15 protein-coding genes and 4 pseudogenes are annotated in these 21,167 nt (G+C 69.9%); 11 read left to right on the top strand and 8 right to left on the bottom strand.

Annotated elements, in window-relative coordinates; genetic code table 11:
* Positions 1–4 precede the first annotated feature (4 nt).
* The gene (locus tag AB0D48_RS30965; protein WP_362404334.1) at positions 5–1,564 is read right to left on the bottom strand and encodes a sigma-70 family RNA polymerase sigma factor; all 1,560 of its coding nucleotides are present in this window, start codon (positions 1,562–1,564) and stop codon (positions 5–7) included.
* Between the two features lie 650 nt (positions 1,565–2,214).
* Here AB0D48_RS30965 and AB0D48_RS30960 point away from each other — a divergent pair.
* Positions 2,215–2,353 (top strand): annotated as a pseudogene (locus AB0D48_RS30960) (transposase); the annotation flags it as partial.
* A 531-nt stretch (positions 2,354–2,884) separates the two neighbouring features.
* Here AB0D48_RS30960 and AB0D48_RS30955 read toward each other — a convergent pair.
* Together AB0D48_RS30955 and AB0D48_RS30950 are read right to left on the bottom strand one after the other, a co-directional pair.
* Positions 2,885–4,015, bottom strand: a complete 1,131-nt coding sequence (locus tag AB0D48_RS30955) for an NAD(P)/FAD-dependent oxidoreductase (RefSeq protein ID WP_362404330.1) — start codon at positions 4,013–4,015, stop codon at positions 2,885–2,887.
* A 469-nt stretch (positions 4,016–4,484) separates the two neighbouring features.
* Complete coding sequence (locus AB0D48_RS30950; protein ID WP_362404326.1) at positions 4,485–5,255, bottom strand: 2OG-Fe dioxygenase family protein; 771 nt, start codon at positions 5,253–5,255, stop codon at positions 4,485–4,487.
* Positions 5,256–5,883: 628 nt separating this feature from the next.
* On the opposite strand from AB0D48_RS30950, the gene AB0D48_RS30945 reads away from it, so the two are divergent.
* On the top strand, positions 5,884–6,174 hold the full coding sequence (locus tag AB0D48_RS30945; RefSeq protein WP_362404408.1) for a hypothetical protein: 291 nt from the start codon (positions 5,884–5,886) through the stop codon (positions 6,172–6,174).
* 749 nt (positions 6,175–6,923) lie between these two features.
* Here the strand turns inward: AB0D48_RS30945 and AB0D48_RS30940 are convergent.
* Positions 6,924–7,256, bottom strand: a pseudogene (locus tag AB0D48_RS30940) (transposase); the annotation flags it as partial.
* 762 nt (positions 7,257–8,018) lie between these two features.
* Between AB0D48_RS30940 and AB0D48_RS30935 the strand changes: the two are divergent.
* Positions 8,019–9,800, top strand: a complete 1,782-nt coding sequence (locus AB0D48_RS30935) for a VCBS repeat-containing protein (RefSeq protein ID WP_362404323.1) — start codon at positions 8,019–8,021, stop codon at positions 9,798–9,800.
* Between the two features lie 688 nt (positions 9,801–10,488).
* Here AB0D48_RS30935 and AB0D48_RS30930 read toward each other — a convergent pair.
* The gene (locus tag AB0D48_RS30930; protein ID WP_362404320.1) at positions 10,489–10,947 is read right to left on the bottom strand and encodes a hypothetical protein; all 459 of its coding nucleotides are present in this window, start codon (positions 10,945–10,947) and stop codon (positions 10,489–10,491) included.
* A gap of 562 nt (positions 10,948–11,509) precedes the next feature.
* Here AB0D48_RS30930 and AB0D48_RS30925 point away from each other — a divergent pair.
* From AB0D48_RS30925 to AB0D48_RS30890, 8 genes and pseudogenes are all read left to right on the top strand, one after another.
* On the top strand, positions 11,510–12,802 hold the full coding sequence (locus AB0D48_RS30925; RefSeq protein WP_362404317.1) for a ricin-type beta-trefoil lectin domain protein: 1,293 nt from the start codon (positions 11,510–11,512) through the stop codon (positions 12,800–12,802).
* 493 nt (positions 12,803–13,295) lie between these two features.
* The gene (locus AB0D48_RS30920; RefSeq protein ID WP_362404314.1) at positions 13,296–13,805 is read left to right on the top strand and encodes a hypothetical protein; all 510 of its coding nucleotides are present in this window, start codon (positions 13,296–13,298) and stop codon (positions 13,803–13,805) included.
* 584 nt (positions 13,806–14,389) lie between these two features.
* Positions 14,390–14,590, top strand: a complete 201-nt coding sequence (locus tag AB0D48_RS30915; RefSeq protein ID WP_362404311.1) for a hypothetical protein — start codon at positions 14,390–14,392, stop codon at positions 14,588–14,590.
* Positions 14,587–14,775, top strand: coding sequence for a hypothetical protein (locus AB0D48_RS30910; protein ID WP_362404306.1), 189 nt, complete (start codon positions 14,587–14,589; stop codon positions 14,773–14,775). Before AB0D48_RS30915 ends, AB0D48_RS30910 begins: the two co-directional genes overlap by 4 nt.
* Positions 14,776–15,498: 723 nt before the next feature.
* Positions 15,499–16,485 carry a hypothetical protein gene (locus AB0D48_RS30905; RefSeq protein WP_362404303.1) on the top strand — a complete coding sequence of 329 codons (987 nt, stop codon included), beginning with the start codon at positions 15,499–15,501 and terminating at the stop codon, positions 16,483–16,485.
* 348 nt (positions 16,486–16,833) lie between these two features.
* A pseudogene (locus tag AB0D48_RS30900) lies at positions 16,834–17,120 on the top strand (HNH endonuclease); the annotation flags it as partial.
* Between the two features lie 388 nt (positions 17,121–17,508).
* Positions 17,509–17,766, top strand: a complete 258-nt coding sequence (locus AB0D48_RS30895; protein ID WP_362404300.1) for a hypothetical protein — start codon at positions 17,509–17,511, stop codon at positions 17,764–17,766.
* 119 nt (positions 17,767–17,885) lie between these two features.
* Positions 17,886–18,044 (top strand): hypothetical protein, encoded by a 159-nt coding sequence (locus AB0D48_RS30890; protein ID WP_362404297.1) that lies wholly within the window; start codon positions 17,886–17,888, stop codon positions 18,042–18,044.
* Positions 18,045–18,650: 606 nt separating this feature from the next.
* Here AB0D48_RS30890 and AB0D48_RS30885 read toward each other — a convergent pair.
* From AB0D48_RS30885 to AB0D48_RS30875, 3 genes and pseudogenes are all read right to left on the bottom strand, one after another.
* Positions 18,651–18,884 (bottom strand): hypothetical protein, encoded by a 234-nt coding sequence (locus tag AB0D48_RS30885; RefSeq protein WP_362404294.1) that lies wholly within the window; start codon positions 18,882–18,884, stop codon positions 18,651–18,653.
* 995 nt (positions 18,885–19,879) lie between these two features.
* Positions 19,880–20,414 (bottom strand): annotated as a pseudogene (locus AB0D48_RS30880) (transposase).
* A complete protein-coding gene (locus tag AB0D48_RS30875) occupies positions 20,411–20,950 on the bottom strand; it encodes a winged helix-turn-helix domain-containing protein (RefSeq protein ID WP_362404291.1) in 540 nt (179 codons plus the stop codon). The pseudogene AB0D48_RS30880 and the gene AB0D48_RS30875 overlap by 4 nt, the downstream one beginning before the upstream one ends.
* Positions 20,951–21,167 lie beyond the last annotated feature (217 nt).

Here is a 21,167-nt window from a genome sequence, read left to right as displayed (position 1 = left end):
ACGCTCAAGGAGCGGTAGCCCAGGCCCTGCGCATGATGAAGGAAGCCTGGCCGGCGAAGGCCCGAGTGCCGTCGGAGCCGTCGAGCCAGATGCCACCGTCGCGGTGACGGAGGACCGATCCGGGATAGTTGTGCGCGGCCAGGGTTACCGACCCGTCGACCGCCCCGGGGTGCGGACAGAAGGTGGCGTCTTCACGGAACAGTTCGCTGCCGTCGTTGGTGCTCAGCCGTAGCCGCAGGTCACGATGGCGCAGATAGCGGCCGTCGGCGGCGCGGAAGGTGACGCACCGTGTGTCGGACAGCCCCTGGACGAACGTGAACGTGACCCGCTGCCGTGTCTGCGCGCTGCTGGACGCGGAGACTCTGCCGAGTGTCGCGAAGTCGTCGGCATAGGTGAGGTACAGGGCGGGATCGTTCACGGACTCCAGCGACTGCGCGCCCAGCGGAACAGTGCCTGCGACGGCGGACGGACTCACCGGGGACGGCCCGGCCGACGGGGTGGTGTTCGACGGGATCGGCGTGGGACTACCGACCGTGGGAGCGGCGCTGACACCGGGCGGCCGGTGCGCCGGTTCGGGCCAGGTCGCGTAGGTAGCGGTCCCGGCGATGAGCACCGCGCCGGTGGCCAGGCCCACCAGCGGATGAGCGGTCACCGCGGAGAGTTTGCCGATCAGCGAGCTGTGCAGACCGACTCCACCCGTCGCCGTGCCGAGGGCCACGGGTGCCGTGGCCAGCCCGGCGGCGCTCGCGGCCGTACCCGACAGCAGGCCCTTGGCGGCCAGCGCGGCGATGAGTCCGGCCGGGACGGCCAGCGACGCGAGGCTGAGGAGCAGCAGTTCGGCCGGAACCCGTTCTGTCGTCGTCGCCGTGCAGACCGGGCAGCCGCGGGTGTGCCGCGCGATCCGCTTGCGCCACACCGACGCACGCAGACCGTCCCAGCCGGCCAAGGTCTCGCCCAACTGCGGACAGCGCGGCTCGGCCTCCAGCGCGGCGACGATCGTCCGGCTCAGTTCCAGCTGCTCGCGCATGCGCTGCAGGCGTACTCCCGCGTGGGCGACAGTGAGCCCCGTCGCGGCGGCGATGTCCTCACGGCTCAGCGAACCGGCGCACTCCTGCCACCACAGCGACAGCAGCACCCGATGGTCCGGGTCGAGCCACCCGACGGCTTCGACGACCTGCCGGCGCTCGTCCGACATGTGCAGACGCACGATCGCCACGTCCTCCGGCTCCGCGCCGGCGTCCGGTACCTGGAGAGCCTCGTCGATGACCGTGGTCCGGCCGGCGAGGGAGCGTTGCCGGTGCCAGTGGGTATTGATCTGGCGGAGCGTGATCGAGACCAGCCAGGACCGGAAGCTCTCCGGGGCCCGCAGGGAAGGCAGGTCGCGCACCACGCGCAGCAGGGTTTCCTGGACGACGTCGTCGACGTCGGCATGTCCGCTCAGCGCTCGCCCGACGACGTTGTATAGCAACGGCAGGTACGCGGCGATCAGCTTCTCGCGCGCCCGATCGTCACCGGCCTGCGCCGCGACAACCAGCTGCGCGTGGTCCGCATCCATGAGCCCCATTCCCACCTCCCTCAGGGGAGCGATCCGCCGAGTACGTCGCCACACCTTGGCCTCGGGTATTCGACTGGGCTTGGTGATCTGACGCTGAGTTAGGAAAAGGTACCCCTGAGCTGCGAGGATTCGAGTGTCTAGGCCGGATCCGCCGCAAGAACAGTGCACCTTCTCGGTGAGCGAGCGTACAGGGTGGGACCAGCGGCTGTTTGGGGCCGCTGACGGGAGGGGCTGGCAGGGCACGCCCCTCGAGCTAGACGAGGACGGCGACGGCAGCGACGACGGACAGTCCCGGAATCGGATACCCATGGGCTTCACCGGATGTACTTCACCGCTTGGTGGCGGCGTTGAGCAGGTACTCCAGCGGTCCGCGGCGCAAGAAGCGGGACCAGATCGCGGCGAAAACGGTCGCCCCGAGGATGAACACGAGCAGCGGCACCCAGGACTGCCGGGTGTCTGCCGCCCTTCATTCGGCTCGAACGCCCCCCCGAAGGACACCGCCCCAGTACCGAACACGGCCAGAGCCCGCGCCAGGTTCACACCGACCAGCCGTCCGGTCGAGGGACCGGGTGGGGCCGGCGCCGCGGATTTCGGCGGAGCCGGGGATTGAGTAGTCGAGGTCTCCCCCAGGAACTGTCGTCTCCTGCGACGGCAGCAACTTCCCCTCCGCCGCTCTCGCCGCCTATGCGGGTCTCGCTCCGGAGATCCGCAGCTCGGGCTCGTCGATCCGTGGCGAACAGCCCTCCCGGAGGGGAAGCAGCTCAAACGGCCTTCTTCCTCTCCGCGTTCGCGGCCCTGGCCGCTCCGGCTTTCGCTCCTGCTGCGACAAGAGGGCTTGCCGCGCTGGAGCCGGGGCAGGGTGTTCACCCGGACAGCTGCGGCGGCCTGGCCGTACGGACCGGGCGACTACATGGCCGGGACCATCTGCCCGATTGGCAGGTGGAGGTCATACCGGATAGCCAAGGGCACCACGGTGGTGTGCAGTCCCTACCTCATCCACCACCGGCCGGACCTCCCCCGTAGCCGAGACCACCAGGGTGCCGCCCCACCACACGAGCCGTGATCAACGGGTTGGCCAGCGGGTCCCGTCGCAGGGCCAGGCCGTGGCCGATTAGGGGCAGGGCGCCGGGCGAGGGCGGCGGTGTAGCCGCGCAGCAGGTCCTTCGACAGGGCCGAGCGGGGCGCGGCGGTGCTGTCGAGGGTGGGCAGGGGCCCTGCCCACCTCCCAGATGGTGACGCGACGTCCTCGGGGAGCGTCCCGCCCTGCGGTCCGGCGCAGATGGCGCCGGCGAAGGCAACGGCCACCAGATCCCCTCGGGCCTGAGCGGCTCATTGGCCCTTCTCGGTGATCATGTTGATCAGTCCCTGGGCCGTGTTGTACTCGGAGTCCGTCCCCCGAACCTCTCCACCTTCAAAAGTGGCGACCTCGGTGCTGCGGGGGAACATCGCCTGCTCGTACTCGGTGAGCGCGGCCTCGACATCGTCGGGGTGCGCGGCGAGGGCCTTGCCGAGTTCGGCGCCGTCGTACATGGCCAGGTTGGCGCCTTCGCCGTTCGGGGGCGCGAGGTGGGCGGCGTCGCCGAGCAGGGTGACCCCCGGCACCCGGTCCCACCGGTGCCCGGTCGGCAGAGCGTACTGGGGGCGCAGGACCGGCGCTGTGTCGCCGTCGGTGATCAGCGCGGTGAGTTCCGGTGCCCAGCCGTCGAACTCGCGCGCGATCCGCGCGGTGGCCGCGGCCGCATCGGTGAAGTCGATGGCGGCGAACCAGTCCTGCGGCCTGGTCAGCGCCACGTAGGTGTGCAGGGTGTCGCCGCTTTCCCGGTGAGCGAAGATCTCCCTGCCCGGCGCGGGCGCGATCAGCATCCCGCCACCGACCGCTTTCGCGGCGGCCGGGTGGCGGGTGTCGGCGTGGAACAGGTAAGTCTCGACGAACGACGTGCCGGCGTACTCGGGTGTGGCGGTGGAGAGCAGTGGCCGTACCCGTGACCAGGCGCCGTCCGCGCCGACCAGCAGGCTGGTGACGACGGTGCCGCCATCGGCGAACGTCACCTCGTGGCGGCCCGAGCCGAGGGCGCGGGTGCTGCTGACCTTGTGCCCCCACCGGACGGTGCCGGCCGGGAGCGAGTCGAGCAAGATCTGTCGTAACTCGCCGCGCTGCACCTCGGGGCGTCCGCCCGTGCCGTCGTCGGCCTTGTCGAGCAGGACGGTCCCGTCCGGGTCGAGGACCCGCATCGCCTGGCGGCCCTCCAGGACGATGGCGTGGAACTCGTCCATCAGGCCGGCCGCCTTGAGGGCGAGCTGTCCGTTGTAGTCGTGGATGTCGAGCATCCCACCCTGCGTGCGCACCGTCGGGGAGGACTCCGACTCGTAGACCGTGACCGGGATTCCGTGGACGTGCAGGACGCGGGCCAGAGTGAGTCCGCCGAGTCCGGCGCCGATGATCGTGACGGGCATGTGCATGGTGGCTCCTGGGGATCGGGGCCGCCCAGTGAGCTCCGGCCGGCCGTCTCTGGAACGTTGCCGGACCTCGCCGACAAGCCACCGACAGCGAACCGGCGGCCGCCGATAGATGACCGACACCGCGCATCAGTCCCGACCTACTCGGGATGGGGTTCCGCTCGGCAGCCGGGTCGATCGTGCTCATGCTCTCGTTCCCGCATCGCTCCCCGGGCGACGAAGCCCGGCCTGCACGGAGGTACAACGAACGGCCGGACGGGCGTGGTGGCCAGCCGCCATGGTCAGGGATGTTGGGCTGGGTAACCCGGGTGGGCTCGCGGCGAACTCGGCCGGACCGAGAAGTCCCTGGCTGCCGCAGAGGAGCAGGAAGTACTCGCCGCGTCCAGACGGTCGCCGAAGGAGCACCCGCGTGGCTGGTCGAAGACGGAACCGCGCACTGGCGGCGTGTCGGCGGGCTCGGGTGGTGCCGGTGTCACAGCTGGGGGACGTATGGGGCGAGGCCGACGATGAGGATGGACCGTTCGCCCGGCCCTGGCTCGGAGCCCGCGCGCACCGGGCCGACGTAGTGGCTGACTCTGTGGTCGTGGACGGCGTAGCCATCCAGTGGGTCGGTGAGGGTGAAGCGGGCGTGGATGTCCGCCCACGGGTCCTCGGGGTGGAGGCCCGCGCTGCCCGGTGTGGCGATGACGTTCTGCCCGCCGGTGACGTTGGTACGGCTGATCAGGTGGGCGAAAGTGAACGTGCTGGCCGAACCTCCGTCCTGGTGCAAGCAGTTCGGGGAAGAAATGGCGTCCTGGCCTGGACGGTCGACGCCGAGCCTGATCAGGTGGACCCCGGCCCACAGCGGCCGTCTCCCCAGATTCTTCAGGGACAGGACCTGCTCAATGTCCCAGCGCAGGAGTCGCAACAGCAGAGCGTTGCCGCGCAGCGCCTCGGGGATGTCGGGGAGCGCGCGCCGCTTCCGCGGGTACTCAGCGTCGTCCTCGCCCTGGGAGAAGTCGGTGACCGTACCGTGTACGGGGTCGGGGGTTCCGGGAATCCAGGACAGTTCGTCCTTCCACGGCAGGTACACGGCATGGGAGTACCGGCGGAACCGATTCGTTCCCGGAGCGTACGGGTCGGGCGGCAGAGCCGCGAAGACCTCCCGGATCCCGGCCAAGTCCCTCGCAGCGGCGCCGGCCGGGATGATACCGAGTTGCTCAGCTCCATAGCGGGCGAACCCGCGCTCGCGCAGACCGTCCATGCCCTCACCCGGACCCCCCGCACCAGAGTGCGATCGCCGCTGCGGCTCAGCCTTTTCCACGTGTTCCTCCAATAGGTCACCACCAGGGCCATGGCACCGGCGGCCCGTGCCGGCCTTACGCACCTCCCCCGTCACGGCCGGGCTCGACGCGGCCCTGCGACGCAAGGCACAGCCCTTGCGGCGTGCTCGCCGAAAGGTCGCGGCTACGGGCGGTCCGGCTGCTGAGCGTCCTACGGGTCGCCGGAGGAAGCAAATTCGATATTCATGCCAAGGACGCGTGCATAGGCCGTGTAACCGCTGAGGGTGCCGGGCGGATCCTGCGGGTCCACAAGGCAGGCATCGCCATCCACCTGAATTCTCCCAACTGCCAGCTACAGCGTCGCCTGGACATCACCGGCACCTTCGGGCATAGCGGCTACGGGGGGCCTCGGCGTTGTCCGATATGAGCGGGTCGGACTGCTGCGGCTTGGTGGTACCGGGCCGGGCCAGAGATGACCAGGGGTCACGATGGAGTTGACGCTGTTGGCGACGATGGAGGACAGCTTCTTGCCCTGATGGTCGATGTGCGTGAGGGGGTAACACCGCCGGGCCGCACACGTAACCGGCACCTGTCCCCACAAGGAACCGCATGCCCGCACCTGACAACAGCGGCCTCGTCGCCGCCGCGCTGGCGCGGCCGGCTCCCGAGTGGGCATGTCAAGGCCATGGTACGGCGATCAAGTTCCCGTGGTTGGTCACGATCCTTGTCTGGCAGGCGTTGCTGAACCACGGCACGATGAAGGGAATGTGGTTTCTCCTGTGGTTCTTCCTGGTGCCTCTCATCTTGATTCTCACGCTTGCCTGCTGGATCGACTGGAGCGCGCGACGGCACAGCAGTCGCATTCGCGGAGAAACAGCCATGGGGCCGGGACATGCGTGATGCCCGCCACGATGCCCATGCTTGGGACGCGGGATATCTGGGACACCGCGGCGAGGACCCATCATGGATGAGGAGGCGGAGATCTTGAGTACCCGCCGCTGAACCGTCCATGCCATGAATGACTCGGCGCTCCGGGGACGGCCGGCTGCGGTGTCAGGCGACCTTTGTGAGGGTCGGACTCGCGAGAATCTTGTTTCGGGTGGGTGATGCGCCGAGTCGTCGACGTGATGGCGGCTCAACCCCCGGTCCCACGGCCCATACCTGTCGGGCACGTCCCGCCACGGTGCACCGGTTCGGGTTCGCCACCGTATGCCGTCTATCAGCTGCGCGACGTCCACATCCGCGGACGCCCCGGCTTGATGCGCTGCGGCAACATCCGCTCAAGCCGGGCCCACTGGCTGTCCGTCAGATCCCCACGCGCCACAGGGCGTGATCATCATAAGTACCTGGAGCCGGCGGAGGCGTCCGGGATCACACCGGGCGGGCCGCCGATGCGGGAGGCCGACCGGGCCAAGCTGATCAAGACTGCTGATGCTCCGGCCTCAGCTCCGCAAGCCGAGGAAGAAGGACACGTCCATCACGGGGCAGCTGCCGTTGAACTGACGGAGCCCGACGATTGCGAGGCCCTCAGCCGGTCCTCGCAATCGTCGACTAACTGATCGTTTCAGAGTGGGATCGGCCCAAGGCCTCTTGGTGGGGAGTCGACGGCCGCGGAGGGCGCATTGCATGGTACGTATGGGCGATGATCGACGGCCCCGCCGCCCGCGTATGCGGGGGATCGCGTCGAGCAGCGGGATCAGTTGGGTGACGTCGTGCCGGTTCCCTCCGGTCACCGAGACGGCCAGAGGCGTGCCGGAGCGGTCGACGATCACGTGGTGCTTGGAGCCGGGGCGCCCGCGGTCGACCGGCGAAGGCCCGACATGGTCCCCCCCTTTGAGAGACCTGACATGGGAGCCGTCGACCGCGCAGTCGTCCATCTCCAGGCGGCCGGTCTTTCGCAGTTCCGCGAGTAGTGCCGCGTGCAGCCGGGGCCAGACACCAGCCTCGGTCCAGTCCCGCAGACGACGCCAGGCGGTCACCCCCCAGCAGCGCTGATCTGCGCTGCTGCGCCCGGCGGCCCTTGCGGCCGGCGCACCGCCGCCTGGGCCGGGCCCGGCGCGCACCGCACGCACCGCAACGCCGCGGGCGGCGGCCCGTGGCCCGGCCGTGCCGGCGGCCGTTACCGGGGTACCGCGTACGACGCCCGTCCCGTCCAAGCGGGGCACGGGCAAGTCCAGCTAACCCCTCGCGAAGGGGCCCGGTCCGTGTCCACCCCCGAACCTGTCGTGCCGCCCGCAGTCGATCAGTTCGCCGAAGCGGTGGTGGCGGCCTGGTCGGGTTCGTCGGCGGCGGCTCGGGCGCCGGTGAAGTGGGTGGTGAAGAAGGCCTGGTCTTGCGCGGCGTCGACGCCAGGGACGCCAGCCCGACCCGCCGCGCCGGCGCCGGCCGGCCGACGGCGGCACCGACGGCGGGGAGGGGTACGGCTGGCCGCTGATCAACCGGCTGGCCGACGCGGTGGAGATCCGGTCGGTCCCCGAGGGCGGCAAGACCGTCCACGTGCACCTGACCGCCGGCCCCTGAACAGGGGACGCGCCGGCACATCGTCCTCACACGCCCGGTGCAGGAAGTCCAACTGATGTGCCGGGAACGGGAACCGGAGTGATCGTGCCGACGTGAACGTCGGTGACGGGGCTTAGCGTGCACGGACGGAAGCGGGGGGCCGTTCACGCACGGACGCATGATCCCGGACACACACATGACGTGTGCCAGGGCAGAGCCCCACGGCTCGATCCTCAGGGGGGATCTTGACTACATCGCACCGCACGTCACCGCAGCGCAGACGGCTGCGCGCCCTGGCCGCCGGGAGCGTTCTCGCCCTGGCCGCCGGCGCTCTGGCCGCCGCACCGAGTATCGCCGCGCCGAGCCTGGGCGCACCGAGTATCGCCGCGCCGAGCTTGGCCGTGCCGAGCCCGGCCGTGCCGGCGCCGGGACCGTCGGCCGTGGACGGAACGGCCCGCGGCCAAGGGCTCCCGACCGTCGTCATGCCGGCCCGGGTCCCGGCCCAGGTGGCCGCTGCCGCCAAGCCGCGGCACGACGTCGACGGCGACGGCGTCAGCGACATGATCGTCATGGAGTACGACCAGGTCACGGCCGTCTACCTGTCGTCCATCAAGGCCTGGAGCGACTACACGATCTACAAGACCGATCCGGATCCCGAGGCCTCGTTCAAGGACCTGCTGCCGGTGGGCGACGTCGGCGGCACCACCCAGCCCGAACTCCTCTCGCTCACCTTCGACGGCGTGCTCACGCTCTACGAGGCGGGCGTGAAGAGCACCTCGGCGCCCCTGTGGTCGGGCCGCGGCTGGCAGATCTACAACCGCCTCATCGCCACCGGCGATCTGACCGGCGACCGCCGCCCCGATCTGCTGGCCCGGGACCCCGCCGGTGACCTGTGGCTGTACACCGGAACCGGGACGGTCAGCAAGCCCTTCAACTCCCGGGTCAAGGTCGGCTCCGGCTGGGGGATCTATGACCAGGTCGTGGGCGCCAACGACGTCGACGGCGACGGCATCGGCGATGTCCTCACCCGTACCCTGGCCGGCGAGCTGTGGTTCCACAAGGGAGCCGGCAGCGCCACCGCCCCGCTCAAGCCCGGCGTCAAGGTCGGCACCGGCTGGAACACGTACAACGTGATCACCGGCTCGGACGACGGCGACGGCGACGGCCGCAGCGACCTGCTCGCCCGCAACCACGACGGCGTGGAGTACTGGTTCAAGTCGATCGGCGGCGGCAAGTTCGCCGCACCCGCCTACTTCGGCAGCGGCTACGAACTCAACAAGTTCATCGTCGGCGCGGGCACCACATCGCTCTTCGGCAAGGGCCAGAACGTGATGACCCAGGCCGACAACGTCCTGGTCAAGTACCAGGCCCTGGCCAACAGCACCTACTACTCGCCGCCGTACGAGGCCGGCAAGGAGACGCCCGGCTCCCGCAACACGTACGCCACGGGCCTCAACAGCCACAACCACGCCAGCTACGTGCAGAACATCGGCACCGACCTCTACGTCCGCGGCGTGAAGGTCAGTACGTCGTGGAACTACACCATGATGGCCGGCCCCGGCGACCTCACCGGCGACGGGAAGGGCGACCTGGTCAGCCGTGACTCCGCCGGCGTCCTGTGGCTGCACCCCGGCGACGGCCTGCTGTACACGAAGTTCGGCACGCGCATCAAGGTCGGCACAGGCTGGAACGGCTACAACACCATCGTCGGCGCGGGCGACTACTCCGGGGACGGGCGGCCCGACCTGCTCGCCCGGGACACCGCCGGCGGTCTCTTCCTCTACAAGGGCACCGGCACGGCCAGCGCGCCGTTCGCCGCTCGGGAGCAGGTCGGCAGTGGCTTCAACCAGTACGACACGCTGTTCGTCCCGGGTGACATCAACGGCGACAGCAAGGGCGACCTGATGGCCCGGCTCCCGGGAGGCGACGTGTACACGTACACCTCGACGGGCAAGACCGGCACCGCGACCTTCGCCCCCCGGGTGAAGTTCGGCACCGGGTGGAACATCTACAAGAACATGCTCTGACCCCCGCGGCCCCGGGCCGCTGAGAGCGACGGCGCGGGCTCGCCCGCCGGCCCCGGCCGGCGACCGGGCCCGCGCCCGACTCGGGCCGGCGCGTGAGCCGGCCGGGGGCCACCCCGGGACGGCGGGGAGGACCGTCTCCGCGACGCGGAGCAGGGCGGCATCGTCCAGCAGGCCGCCGTCGGTGAGCCAGACGCTCAGTTCGAACGAATCGCCCTGGTCCTTGACGTCCGAGCCAGTAGAGGGCGACGGCGAGGTTGTGGCGGGTGTCGATGGTGTTGGCGTGGTCGGGGCCCCGGATGCGGGTTCGGTCGGTGGGGCCCGCGTCAACCCGCGGGCCCCGCTACCTGCACCACCTGTGCTCGGGCCGGGGGATCGTGCGGGCAACCCCAGGAGCGGCAGCACGAAGCCGGCCTCAGGGGCCGCAGCCAGGTGGCATCCCAGGACGCTGGGGCACCGCCGGCCGGCTGCCGGAACGCGAGGGACCGCCGCACCTTGCGGGTGCGGCGGTCCCCGGATCGGCTCTGCGCCCGCCCGTGTGACGGCTGATCAGGAGCGTTCGATGCGGCTGTTGAGGCGGCGGATGGACCTTCGGCGTCGAGGCCGGGGCGGGCGCGCGGTTCGTCGACGCCGCCTGGGGCGGCTCCTCGCCCAGGCGGCGTCCGTATGGGCGCGGACCAGTTGGCTCAGGTCACGGCTTTGCCCGGCGCAGGGACAGGGCGAAGGCGCAGCTGGTGACGGTGAGGACGACGATCGGCGGAGGGGGCAGGAGGAGGGCGGACATCGCCAGGCCGCCGAGTGAGACGGCGAGGAGCGTCCACCCGAAGGCGGTGCGCCGCTCGACCAGGGCGGGGGAGTGCCGGGCGGCGAACAGGGCGAGGACTGCACAGGAGATGACGAACAGAGCCATGACGGAACTCATGCCGTGGAAGACGTCGAGGGTGCTGCGTTCCAGACCCAGCAGCGTCATGCTCGTTGCCCGCATGGCTGCCGAGGAGGCTTCCTGCTGCGGGGTCGGGTCGCCCCAGGCTGCTGCGGCGGCAAGGGCGAGGTGGCCCGTACCCAGCAACACGAAGCCGCTCGCTCCCACCTGGAAGGGTCCCAGCGGCTCGGGCTTGCGCCTCAGGGCAGAGGGGGCGGTGGCGCTCATCGTGTCTCCTTGAGGTTGGGGTCTCCTCCTCTACATCCGTAGAGGAGGAGACGAGTTGCACTCTACACCTGTAGAGGTGCGCGGTGGGGAGAGTGCCGTGGTGCCTTCCGGTGGTCGGCAAGGCGCCTGCCCACGATCGCGCCCTTCGGCCCGGGTCGGGGGTCCGGCTCCGGTCGGGGGTCCGGGTCGAGCCGGCTCAGCCGAACCAGACCACCGGGCGGACGTTCTCGTCGCCTACCCGAGGGGGCGGCCACGCGGCCGCCCCCCCGCCGGAGCATCCACCGATCGGCCCCTCCCGTGTCGCCGCTGTTCCACGGGCGCCCATAGCATCGGGCACGTCACACCGGGAGCACGTGGTGCCGCCTGCGCCACGGGACCGGCTCCGCGAAAGGGGCGCGTGGTGAGGCCTGAGGTGCCCGACAGCGGCATATCCGTGGGTACCGGGGACACCGCGCACTCCGCACCAGGTCGCGGAGCGCAGTCCCCGCCGCGTGCGGATCGCCGCCGAGTCCCATGCGGGCAGCAGTGCCGTTGGCCGGCGCTTCCTTCCGCACTGGGCATCGTGCTGGCCGGGATCGCCTCGTTCCTCCAGGTCGACGTCGCGCATTCCCACAGTGGGCAGCGCACCGCATTCCACAGAGGTGTGGAGCCGGACGCGGGGGAGTGTCGCCGCACGTTGGTGGGCGTGGCACACCAGGACGACGATCTGCTCTTCCTCAATCCCGAGGTCCAGCGGCTGATCCGCCACAGGTGTTCCGTCGGCACCGTGTATCTGACCGCCGGTGATGCCGGGCGCTCCTTCCTCCGGGATTCCTACGTGCGGCGTCGGGAAGAGGGCCTGCAGGCGGCCTACGCGAAAATGGCCGGTGTGCCGAACCGCTGGCGCCGCAGCGATCTCACCGTGCGAGCCCGCCGGGTTGTGTCCTCCGTCCTGAGCGATCGTTCTGACGTACGGCTCGTCTTCATCCGCTTGCCCGACGGGTTCCCGACGGGCACCGGGAGCACGCAGTACTCCGAACAGAGCCTGCTGAAGCTGTTTCGCGGCCAGATCAGCACCATCAAGCCGGTGGACGGAACGCAGCCCTATACCAAGGCGGAGCTGACCGCTGTGATCTCCGCCGTCGTTGCCCTCCGGAAGGCGGAACGCGTCCTGACGCTGGACTACGACAGCGCCACCTTCGGGGTCGGTCCACCGAATCCTGCCGATCACAGCGATCACGAGATGGCAGGACGGTTCTTCAGGAAGGCTGCCTTCCTCACTGCCGCCCGCCCGGTCGTCGCGCCCTACGTGGGCTACGCCCTGCCGCTGCTGCCGGCAAACCTGACTCCCGCACAGCAACACGACAAGGGGGCCGTCTACGACGCGTATCTCGCCTACGCGGGATGCTTCACATTGCCGTGCCCTGCCAGATTCACCCGCAGCCACAGTTTCCGCCGCTGGATCGAGAGGGAACACCGGAGGCTGCATCGGCAGCCCCGCCCCGGCGAGATCATGTCGGCGATAGGCCGCACCAACTCGACCGGCGCGGTCGAGCGTTGCCTCGAGAGGGACGTCCGTCGGCCCGCACATGGGCCCGTCACGACGGGCGACTGCGACGGTACGCCGGCCCAGCGGTGGACATTCGCGTCCGGAACCATCAGGTCCGCCGTGTCCGGGGCCTGTCTCACCGCTTCCCCGAAGGTCAGCGTGTCGCCGTGCAACGGGTCGCGCGCCCAGACGTGGTGGCGTGACGCCGACGGGAGGGTCGGATCGGGCGACCGCTGTCTCCACCAGGACGACCTGGCCCTGCTGAACCCTCGGCTGGCTCTGGCACCGTGCAGCCCTCATCAGCCCGAATTGCGCTGGCAATGGTAGGGCGGCGCAGGCGCTTCGCGCCGGTCCGGATCGCGGGACCAGCCCGCTCCTTCAGCAACGCCACACAGGGGCCGGCGCCCATGAGTCCCGGGCACTGATCCACACCGACGGCAGGGGGTGCCGCTGTCGATGCCGACTGCACCTCGCGCACGGGGGGACTGGCAGCACGTCGCCTTGACAGCGTGGCCCGGCCCCCGATCGACACGTCGGGCCGGGCGGGGGACTATGGAAGCGATGGACCCTTTCAGGCCCGTCTGGCCGTTCGCTTGTCGAGGCTCGCGTTCCTGTGCCGGCCGACCGCCGCGCGCGGGTTGTGGCACATGTCCCGCCGCCGTCCCGGCTCTGTCCACTCGTCGTCGGTGGCTCAGGCCGGACCGCACAGCCAGCGCGCCCGCCGGAGCACCGAAACTGATGGCCGGCATGTCTCCACGAGTGGTGGCCTCCGTAGAAACCACACAGGTCATCCGACAGGCAACCGCAGGAGAGTCATGCCATGCACGACCGACTCGCACATGCTCTTGTTGCCGCAACACTGGGTCTGACGCTGCCCATTGCGGTTACCGCACCCGCAGTCGCTACGCCGACTGCCCAGGCAACAGTCCGCGCCCCTGAGGCCGCCGTGCCTCTCATGAACCTCACCAACCTGAGCCTGGCGATAACCCAGGCGGGGAACAACTGGACGCTCAAAGTCACGACGACGGAGACATTCACCCAAAGCGAACTCAACCAGCAGTTCAGGTTCGCGGATGCCGCGAGCATCTTCGAGAGGGACACCGGCGAGCCGTTCGGTGGTGCCGACGATGAACTCCTGATGCATTTCGAGTTCGGGTTCGTCCCTACGAGAACGCAGCAGAGCATTACCTGGACCTTCCCGACGACCAGCAACGTCTTGGACACGGAGGACGGCTCGGAAAGGATCTACGGAAGGGTGAAACTGCGGAACGTCACCACGGGAGGTGCCGCCATCTTCGCCAGGACTCCCATAAGCACCATCGATCCGTGAGTCGCGCCGTCCTCTGGTGCTTCGTCGCAGCCGTCAGGTGCGCAACCCACGGCGACCGGTGGGCACTCTGGACCCTGCTGCCGGCCGTCCTGACCGGCGTGCAGTACCTGGTGGGCCTGACTGACCCACCTCCTGCCCACCCCCTGGCCCTGCTCGGCGCTCGCAGTGGCCGCCCGCCGACGTTCAACATGACCGGCTACCGGGAGCGCCACGCAGCCGAAGGCGGCATCAACCGCACAACTCTGACCCCAGAGCCCCCGGGCTCATGCCTCTTGCTGGATGCGATCCCAGCAACGGCTATTGGCGTCTGTGCCGGTCAGAAGGGAAGTCCCGGCTCTGGGGCGTCCCTTAGACACGTTCCGTTCGGCCTACGCCTCCGAACACCCTTCGTCCGTGACGGGTTGGAGTCGGCGGCATGGACGGGTGGCTCGAATTGCACGTTCACAAATCTGACTGTCCATCAAACTTCTCTCTCGGCATCGGCCGAGGGGTGACATTTCCACATGGGGGATCGAGAGCATGAGTACCAAGCCAAGCAGGTGACTGCTGCTGCCCTGAGCGCAGTCGCGTTGATGGTGGGCACGATGTCTGATGCCACTGCGGCCGCTGGCGAGACCATTTACGTGGCCGCGGGTAGCCAGTGGTCAGAGCCCGAAGTGTGGCAGCCCTACGGCAAGGCCAAGCTGGCCTGGCAGGCCGATGGCAACCTCGTCGTGTACTGCAACACGGGCCACGGGCGCCCGGTCTGGGCCTCCGGGACGTACGGCAACCTGGATCCACTTTGAAGTTCCAGAGGGACGGGAATCTTGTCATCTACCGCGCGGACGGCAAGGCGATCTGGGCGTCAGGCACGTTCTGGCAGGGAGCGAACGGCCTGGAGATCCAGATGGGCGGCAATGTGGTGATCTACAAGAACCAGGCGTCGAGCAGCACCCCGGTCCGGGCGACGAACACCTACAACTCCTGCTGACCTAGCCCAGCGCAGGAAGGTCAAAGCCGCGTCGTCCCCGGCGTCCAGGCTTCCGGGGAGCGGCGCGGCCGTGGCGTGGGGCGGGGCCACAGCGGGCCTCTCGCGCTCGCACCCGCCCATCCTCCCGCCACTCCTTCGCTCGGTATCAGCTCGGGGAAGGAGTCGGTGGCCCCTGGGTTCCGCTGCGGCCGGCGAAGGCCCACGACACCCATGGAGAGGTCATCGGCCGTCTCGTCCTATGGGTTGGTGTGCAGTGGCGTTTCGGCGGTGAATCGGGCGCCCCGGGCGGGTGAACCCGCAGCCGGGGGGCTGTCGCTGACGTCGTGGGTGCGGCTACAACCGCCTAGTGATGATCACGATGATGCGGGCCGCCACCGCGGCCGCCGCTGCCCGGCGCGCTAGACATCGACCACATGGTGCCGCTGGCGGAGGCATGGGACAGCAAGTAGGCGGAATTGGTCTGGCCGCTCCATTCCGCGAACGCGGCTGACGGGTTGGTGCAGCCTGAGGGCGGGGAGCCGATCGACCACGTGTCGGCGCGGGCTCTGGGCCTTGGCCGGTGTACCTGACGCCGCGATGTTGCATGCGATGCAACTGTGGCAGGGGCCCGCCGGGAGCTCCTGGTGACCGAATCTCGCGACTGCGCCGGCTGTGCTCCGTCCCGGTGGGCTGGATTCGGCAGACCTACACTGAGCTGGAGGAACGCGACGGGGGAGCAGAGCAATGGACGTGGGTGGGCGTGCGAGCGTGGCGGTCGCCGGGGAGCTTTCCCTGATCGACGCTGTTCGGACCGGGGACATGGCCCTGGTGAAGAGGCTTCTGCAAGAAGACGACGATTACGACAAGCGGACCGCGGCGTTCGGCGTGGCCGTGCAGGCGTTCTCCGGGGGCATCGCCCAACTGCTGCTCGAGCGTGGCGCCGATCCCAGCCAGTGCGGGCCGGACGAGCTGCTGTCCCTGCGCGAGGCGATTGATTCGGGTTCGCCCGCGCTCGTTGCGGCGCTCCTGGACTATAGGATCCGGGGCGGGTACGCCGAGTCCGAGCTGCTGGAGATGCGGGATCTCGCGCGCCGCTGGTACGAGGCGGGGGTCGAAGCCGAACTGCGGCGGCGCACGGGCTCCCAGGACGACCTTGTCCGTACCAGGGTTCAGGATGACGAGTACTACGGAGTCGGCGAGCCTACTCTCGGCGGACTATCCGTCCGGGACGGGCACGGGGCGATCCTCACGGACCTGGAGGAGCTGCTCGCCATCAGCTCCTCGTTCGAGGAGCTGATGGCACGCGCGTTGGACCACGACCAGGACCACGCCGCGTGGGGTCGGGCCAGCATCCTGCTGGCTCACCGACGCGACCAGGAGACCTGGACGGCTGCCGCGTCCCTGCGCACGCATCCGGACCCGTCCCATCGGTTGTTCGGTGCCGACCTGGTGCGGCTGATCGATCTTTTCGACGACAGTGAGGAGGAGGCGTTCGCAGGTCCGACCCTGGACATCCTCGTCGACTGGTCGGCTGAGGAGAGGGACCTCGCGGTCCTCACCATGGTGCTGTGCGGGCTTGGTGGGCATGCCGGTCCGCGTGCCGAAGCGCCCTCCTGGCCTACACCGGCCACCCCGATGCCGGTGTGCGGCGCTTGGTGGCGGAGGGGTTCGGCACATGGGCCGAGCAGCCCGCCTTCTCCGATGATGTCCTTGAGGCGCTGCTCTTGCTGATGACGGACGTCGACACGGCGGTACGGCGGGATGCCTGCCGCACGGTCGGCCGGGGCAGGGACCGCGCTCCCGTCCTCACTGAAGCCATGGCCGCGCTCTTGATGACGCGGACCGCCAGGTCCAGGTCGTCGCCGTGCAGGGGCTTGCTCTCCACGACGACGAGCGATGCGTGGAAGCGGCACGCCGTCTCGGCCCGCCGCGGCCCGGTGTCCTTGACGAGGAGATCTACCTCGGCGATGCGTGGCGGTACGAGTGGCGCCGTAACGGCCGCTGACGCCCCCGCCCGAGCCGCTCAGGCGAGCCGGAACACCAGGGAATACCGCACGGTTCGAATGACGCTCCCCGCCGGCTGGAGCTTCCGCCTGGACGGCGGCGCGGCGTGAGGCGTACGCGAACGACCAAGGCCAGCCGGCTCCCTCGTCGCGGTCACGGCTCGTTCGAACCGGTCGAAGGCGGACCAGCACCCGGCCCAGTGGCTGCCGCCGTCCGCGGACGCGCTGTGCCGGTACGGCGCCGAGTGGACCGCGACCAAGCTCCGCTGGGGCCTCGCGGGCGACGAGGCGGAGCGGGACCGGCTGCTGGACATCGCGGCCGGCTGCGGCGGTACCGGCGTGGAGTTCACCCCCGCCCCGTAGACAGGGGGGCAGCAGGGCTGCCTGCCGTCTCCCGCACTGGCGCGCTCTGCCCTCTCCGTGCCCCGCGCCCGCGCCCCTGGTTCGCAATGCTGTTGCACCTGCGGCCGCCGTCGGCCGTTGCAGGACGCTGGAGCAGGCGACGCTGGATGATCTCGGCCGGTCGGCGTATGTCGTGGTGGGCAGGGACATCACCCTGGTGTCGAATCATCCCATCCCGGACAGGTATCTCCCGCCCGCGGCCCCGGGTGAGGCTATGCCCGGCGGGCTGGACATCGACAGCCAGCCCGTGCCAGTGTCACCGGCCGGCAGTGGCCAGGACGGGCAGCCGTCCAGGCCGGACGTGTTTTCCCGGCGGGCGTGGACGAAGGAGGAAGCCCACACCTACGCGATGCACAGCGAAGGCTTCCTCAGCGCTGGGCAGCGCTCACTGCCGGCGGACACCGGCTTCGTCAAAATCGACGAGAACCGGATCGCACCGGGCTGGTTCGTGGGATCTCCCGGCCGCTGGTACTTCGTCAGGGAGGACGCGCCGGGCGCGGTGTACAAGCAGTTCGTACACGTCGTCCTCCGCGAGGACCCGGACAGCGGCTTCCAGGAAACCTACGTCGTGAACCGCGATCAGCTCCGCGACGTCGCCGAGCGCTGACTGCGACGCCAAGGCCACCGCCGGCTTCGCCCGTTCCTGGCGCGCCGACATCCGTATCTACGGCGAGCCCAATCGTCAGGGCACCGGGCTGGTTCCGCACCTGGAACGAGGTCACCGGCATGACCGACCAGGGCCCCTGGTGGCGCAAGGGCCAGTGCATCAAAGTCACCGGCAGCGCCACGACATGGAAGGGCCACACCTACTACCAGAGCGCTCTCGGCTCGGGCGGTCATTCGCGGGGGGTCCGCGGCGATGAGATCGAGCTCCGGCAGCGGTAGGTCGAGCTACGGGCCGGTATCCGCGACGCCGGCCACACCGTGCGGCTGGGGGCCGGCCCGGCCTGGCAGGGTGTCCTGGGCGAGGTCGCCGTACCGGGGAGTTGAGGTCCGGCGCCCTGTCGCGCGCGCCGGAGCGGTTCAGCCCCAGATGGCGTCAGGCAGGTGCGTGGCGGCTCGGGGGCGCGTCGCGGAACGCGCCCTACGTTGCTGCCGGGTTCGGCGCGGAGGCTGCCGCCGCCGATGGTGGCGGTGCCGCCGTTGCCAGCCCTGCCGCCGGCGCCCGCTGGCACACGGGCCTGAGGGGCCTGGCTGGCGCCGCCGTCGCCGCCGTTGAGGTCGCCGTTGTTGCCGGCCTTGCCGTTCTGGCCGAGGGCGAAGGTCGCCGTCGTCCGGCGGTTGCCCGGGCACTTCACGCTGCCCTCGCCGCCTCCGGTGCCGCCGGCGGACGCGGACCCGTTCTTCTCGCCATGGCTTCCGGTGGTGCCCTTGGCGCCGCCGCCCTCCACGCGGATCTCATTGTCCCCGTCGGCACCGTCCCCGCCGTAGGCGACGGAGCCTCCCCTGAGGTTGCCGAAGCTTCCGTCACCGCCGTTGCTGCTGGCGTCGCTATCGCTGCCGGCCGTTCCGCCGGGCGCCGCCCGCGTGGACGAACACGCTCCACTGTGTTCCGGGGGCGGTACGGAGAGTGCAGGTGCGGGTGGCGCCGCTGCCGCCACCACCGCCCGAGGCGCCGTTGCGTTCGTAGCGGCCGCCGTCACCCCCGCTGGAGTAGATGACGCCCCCGCCGCCTCCACCTCCGCCGCCGCCGGCCCCGACGGCGGTGATCGTGATCCACTCCACGCCTGCCGGGACGGTGTAGGTGTACTCGCCGGGGGTGGTGTAGACCGTGGCGTCCGCGGCGGCTGTGCCGGGGAACCGCTTGCGCCGAGAGCGCCGGCCAGCAGCACCGGCAGGGCCAGCAGTGCGCGCGTGCGCAGGACTGTCATCGGGGTGGTCATCAAAGGGGGGCCTTCCGCAAAGCCAGAGGACGGGCCGCGCACGGCGGCCGGCCAGCTGCCCCCGCATGCGCTCATCCCTGACAGCTGATCAACTCAACATCAAGATCAACTTCACTGGTCGGGGAAGGGTTACGGCCTCACCCCTTCGCAACGCCACGGCCCCATGACGTCGGTACCAGCTGCTCCGCGGGACTCGGTGCAGTCTTCACACAGCGCGAGGACCGATCCGCACCCTGTGTGGCACGCGCCTGAGCGGCTCAGCTGCAAAGCTGGCCAACTGAGCCCGCTTCAGTCACAGCCCTGTCCTGGGGCGTCGCAGCGGCGAGCTGGTCCGCCGCCGACGCGGCCGTGCTGCTGCGCGAGGCCGCCGCCCTGACCGGCAGCCGGCCGCCGGGGACGGGCCCGAGGCCGCGTACCGCGGGCATCAAGCGCGCCGCGGGCCGTGGCCTGCCGAGGGAGTCCTTGCTGATGACGTCTGGATACCCGCCGCTGCCCGAGCCGTTCGCCGAAGCGCTGGGGGAGGCGGCGCAGACCGACCAGCCGACGCGCAGGCCGCACGGTGAAGAACCTCGCGGTCGTCCGCGGGCGATGGCCTACCGCCTGGTGATGACCTTCTCCGACGCGGTTCGCCGAGCCGCCCAGAAGCGCCTTACCGGACGGGAGGAAGAGCTCGGTGAGGACGCCGAGAAGATGGCGCCGGGCTGGTCGGCCGACCACCGACCGCTCGGAACGGAGAACGGCTGCGGCAGACACCGATCCGACGCAGCCACAGGGACGGACGGCTGCGCCCGGCTCGCACCGTGGAGGCCGGGTCCTCGGGACCGTTTACTGAGGTTTTCAGTGTGGGGTCGGTGGGTTGAGGGGCAGGCCGGTGGCGGTGAGGCAGCCGTCGATCAGGTGGGGTCGGAGCTGGATTCTGCGTAACTCGCGGCGGAGTGTGGGTCGAGGTCGTCGGATGTATCGAACGCGGTGTTGGCCATTGCTCTGCGCACGAGGACCAGACGGCCTCGACGGGGTTGAGATCGGGTGCGTACGGCGGCAGCCGGATGGTGGTGAGCCAGTCGTGTTCGGCCTCGTACCGTTTGAGGTCTGCGGCCAGGTGGGTGTTGAGATTGTCCCAGACGGCCACGATCGGGGCGCCGAGCTGAATGTGGGCCCGGACGAGCAGGTCCCGGTAGTCCTGCCAGGAAAAGCTCTTCCGTGCCCCCTTCAGCAGGAGGTGGTTGCGGGGCCGGTGAATCAGCCGACTCCCCTCGCCGTGTTTGTAGCAGCACAGCGCAGCCACCGAGGTCCTTCGTCGGGAGCGGCCGCGGACGTGGATGACTGGGGTGTGTCCGCGCCGGCCCCAGGTGCGGGCGCGTGGCGGCGTCATGGAGAATCCGGCTTCGTCCTCGAAGACGATCCAGCCGCCATGGGCCGCCGCGAGGCTTTTACCCGCGGCCACACCTCCCTCTTCCACAACTCGACGGCGTGTTCGTCACGCTCGAGGGCTCTGCGGGAGGGGGCCTGCCAGGACCAGCCGTGCCGTTTCAGCAGCCGCCACACCGTCGCCACCGACAGACTCACCCGCAGCCGACGGCGGATCACGCTCTGCACCCGGACCAGGGTCCACCGCTGATCCTCGAAACCATGCGCGGCCGGCCCCTTCGCCAACTCCTCCTCAAGCACGGTGAACTGGACCCCACTGATCGTCGGAGAGTTCGCCGGCCCGGCCGAGCGCAAGGCCTCGAGCCCGCCTTCCCGCCAGGCGCGGCGCCAGCGTTCCACCGACCGCACGCTCACCCGCAAGTCCTTCGCAATCACCGCGGTCTTCTCACCCGCCGCAAATCGTTGCCCGGCCTGGAGCCGGATCTTCTCCCGAAATGCCCGACGCTCAGCGGTCAGGCCCCCACCCTCCGGATAACGCATACCAATGGCATACCGCAGGGATCACGAACCGTCACTACACGACGACAACCCGAAATCCTCAGTAGGCGGGCCGCACGGACATCGCCCGCGCCCAACGCCCTTAGAGCTCGTAACACGATCACGATTCGGGTTTGTTGAGGCGTCGCCAGCAGATGAGGCTGCAGGCGAGGGAGACGAAGGCGTCGTGGAGTTCGGTGCGGCGTTCCCAGCGGACGGC

The organism is Streptomyces sp. NPDC048269 (assembly GCF_040652395.1).
GTDB lineage: Bacteria > Actinomycetota > Actinomycetes > Streptomycetales > Streptomycetaceae > Streptomyces.
This window is presented reverse-complemented; position numbering and strand designations above follow the sequence as displayed.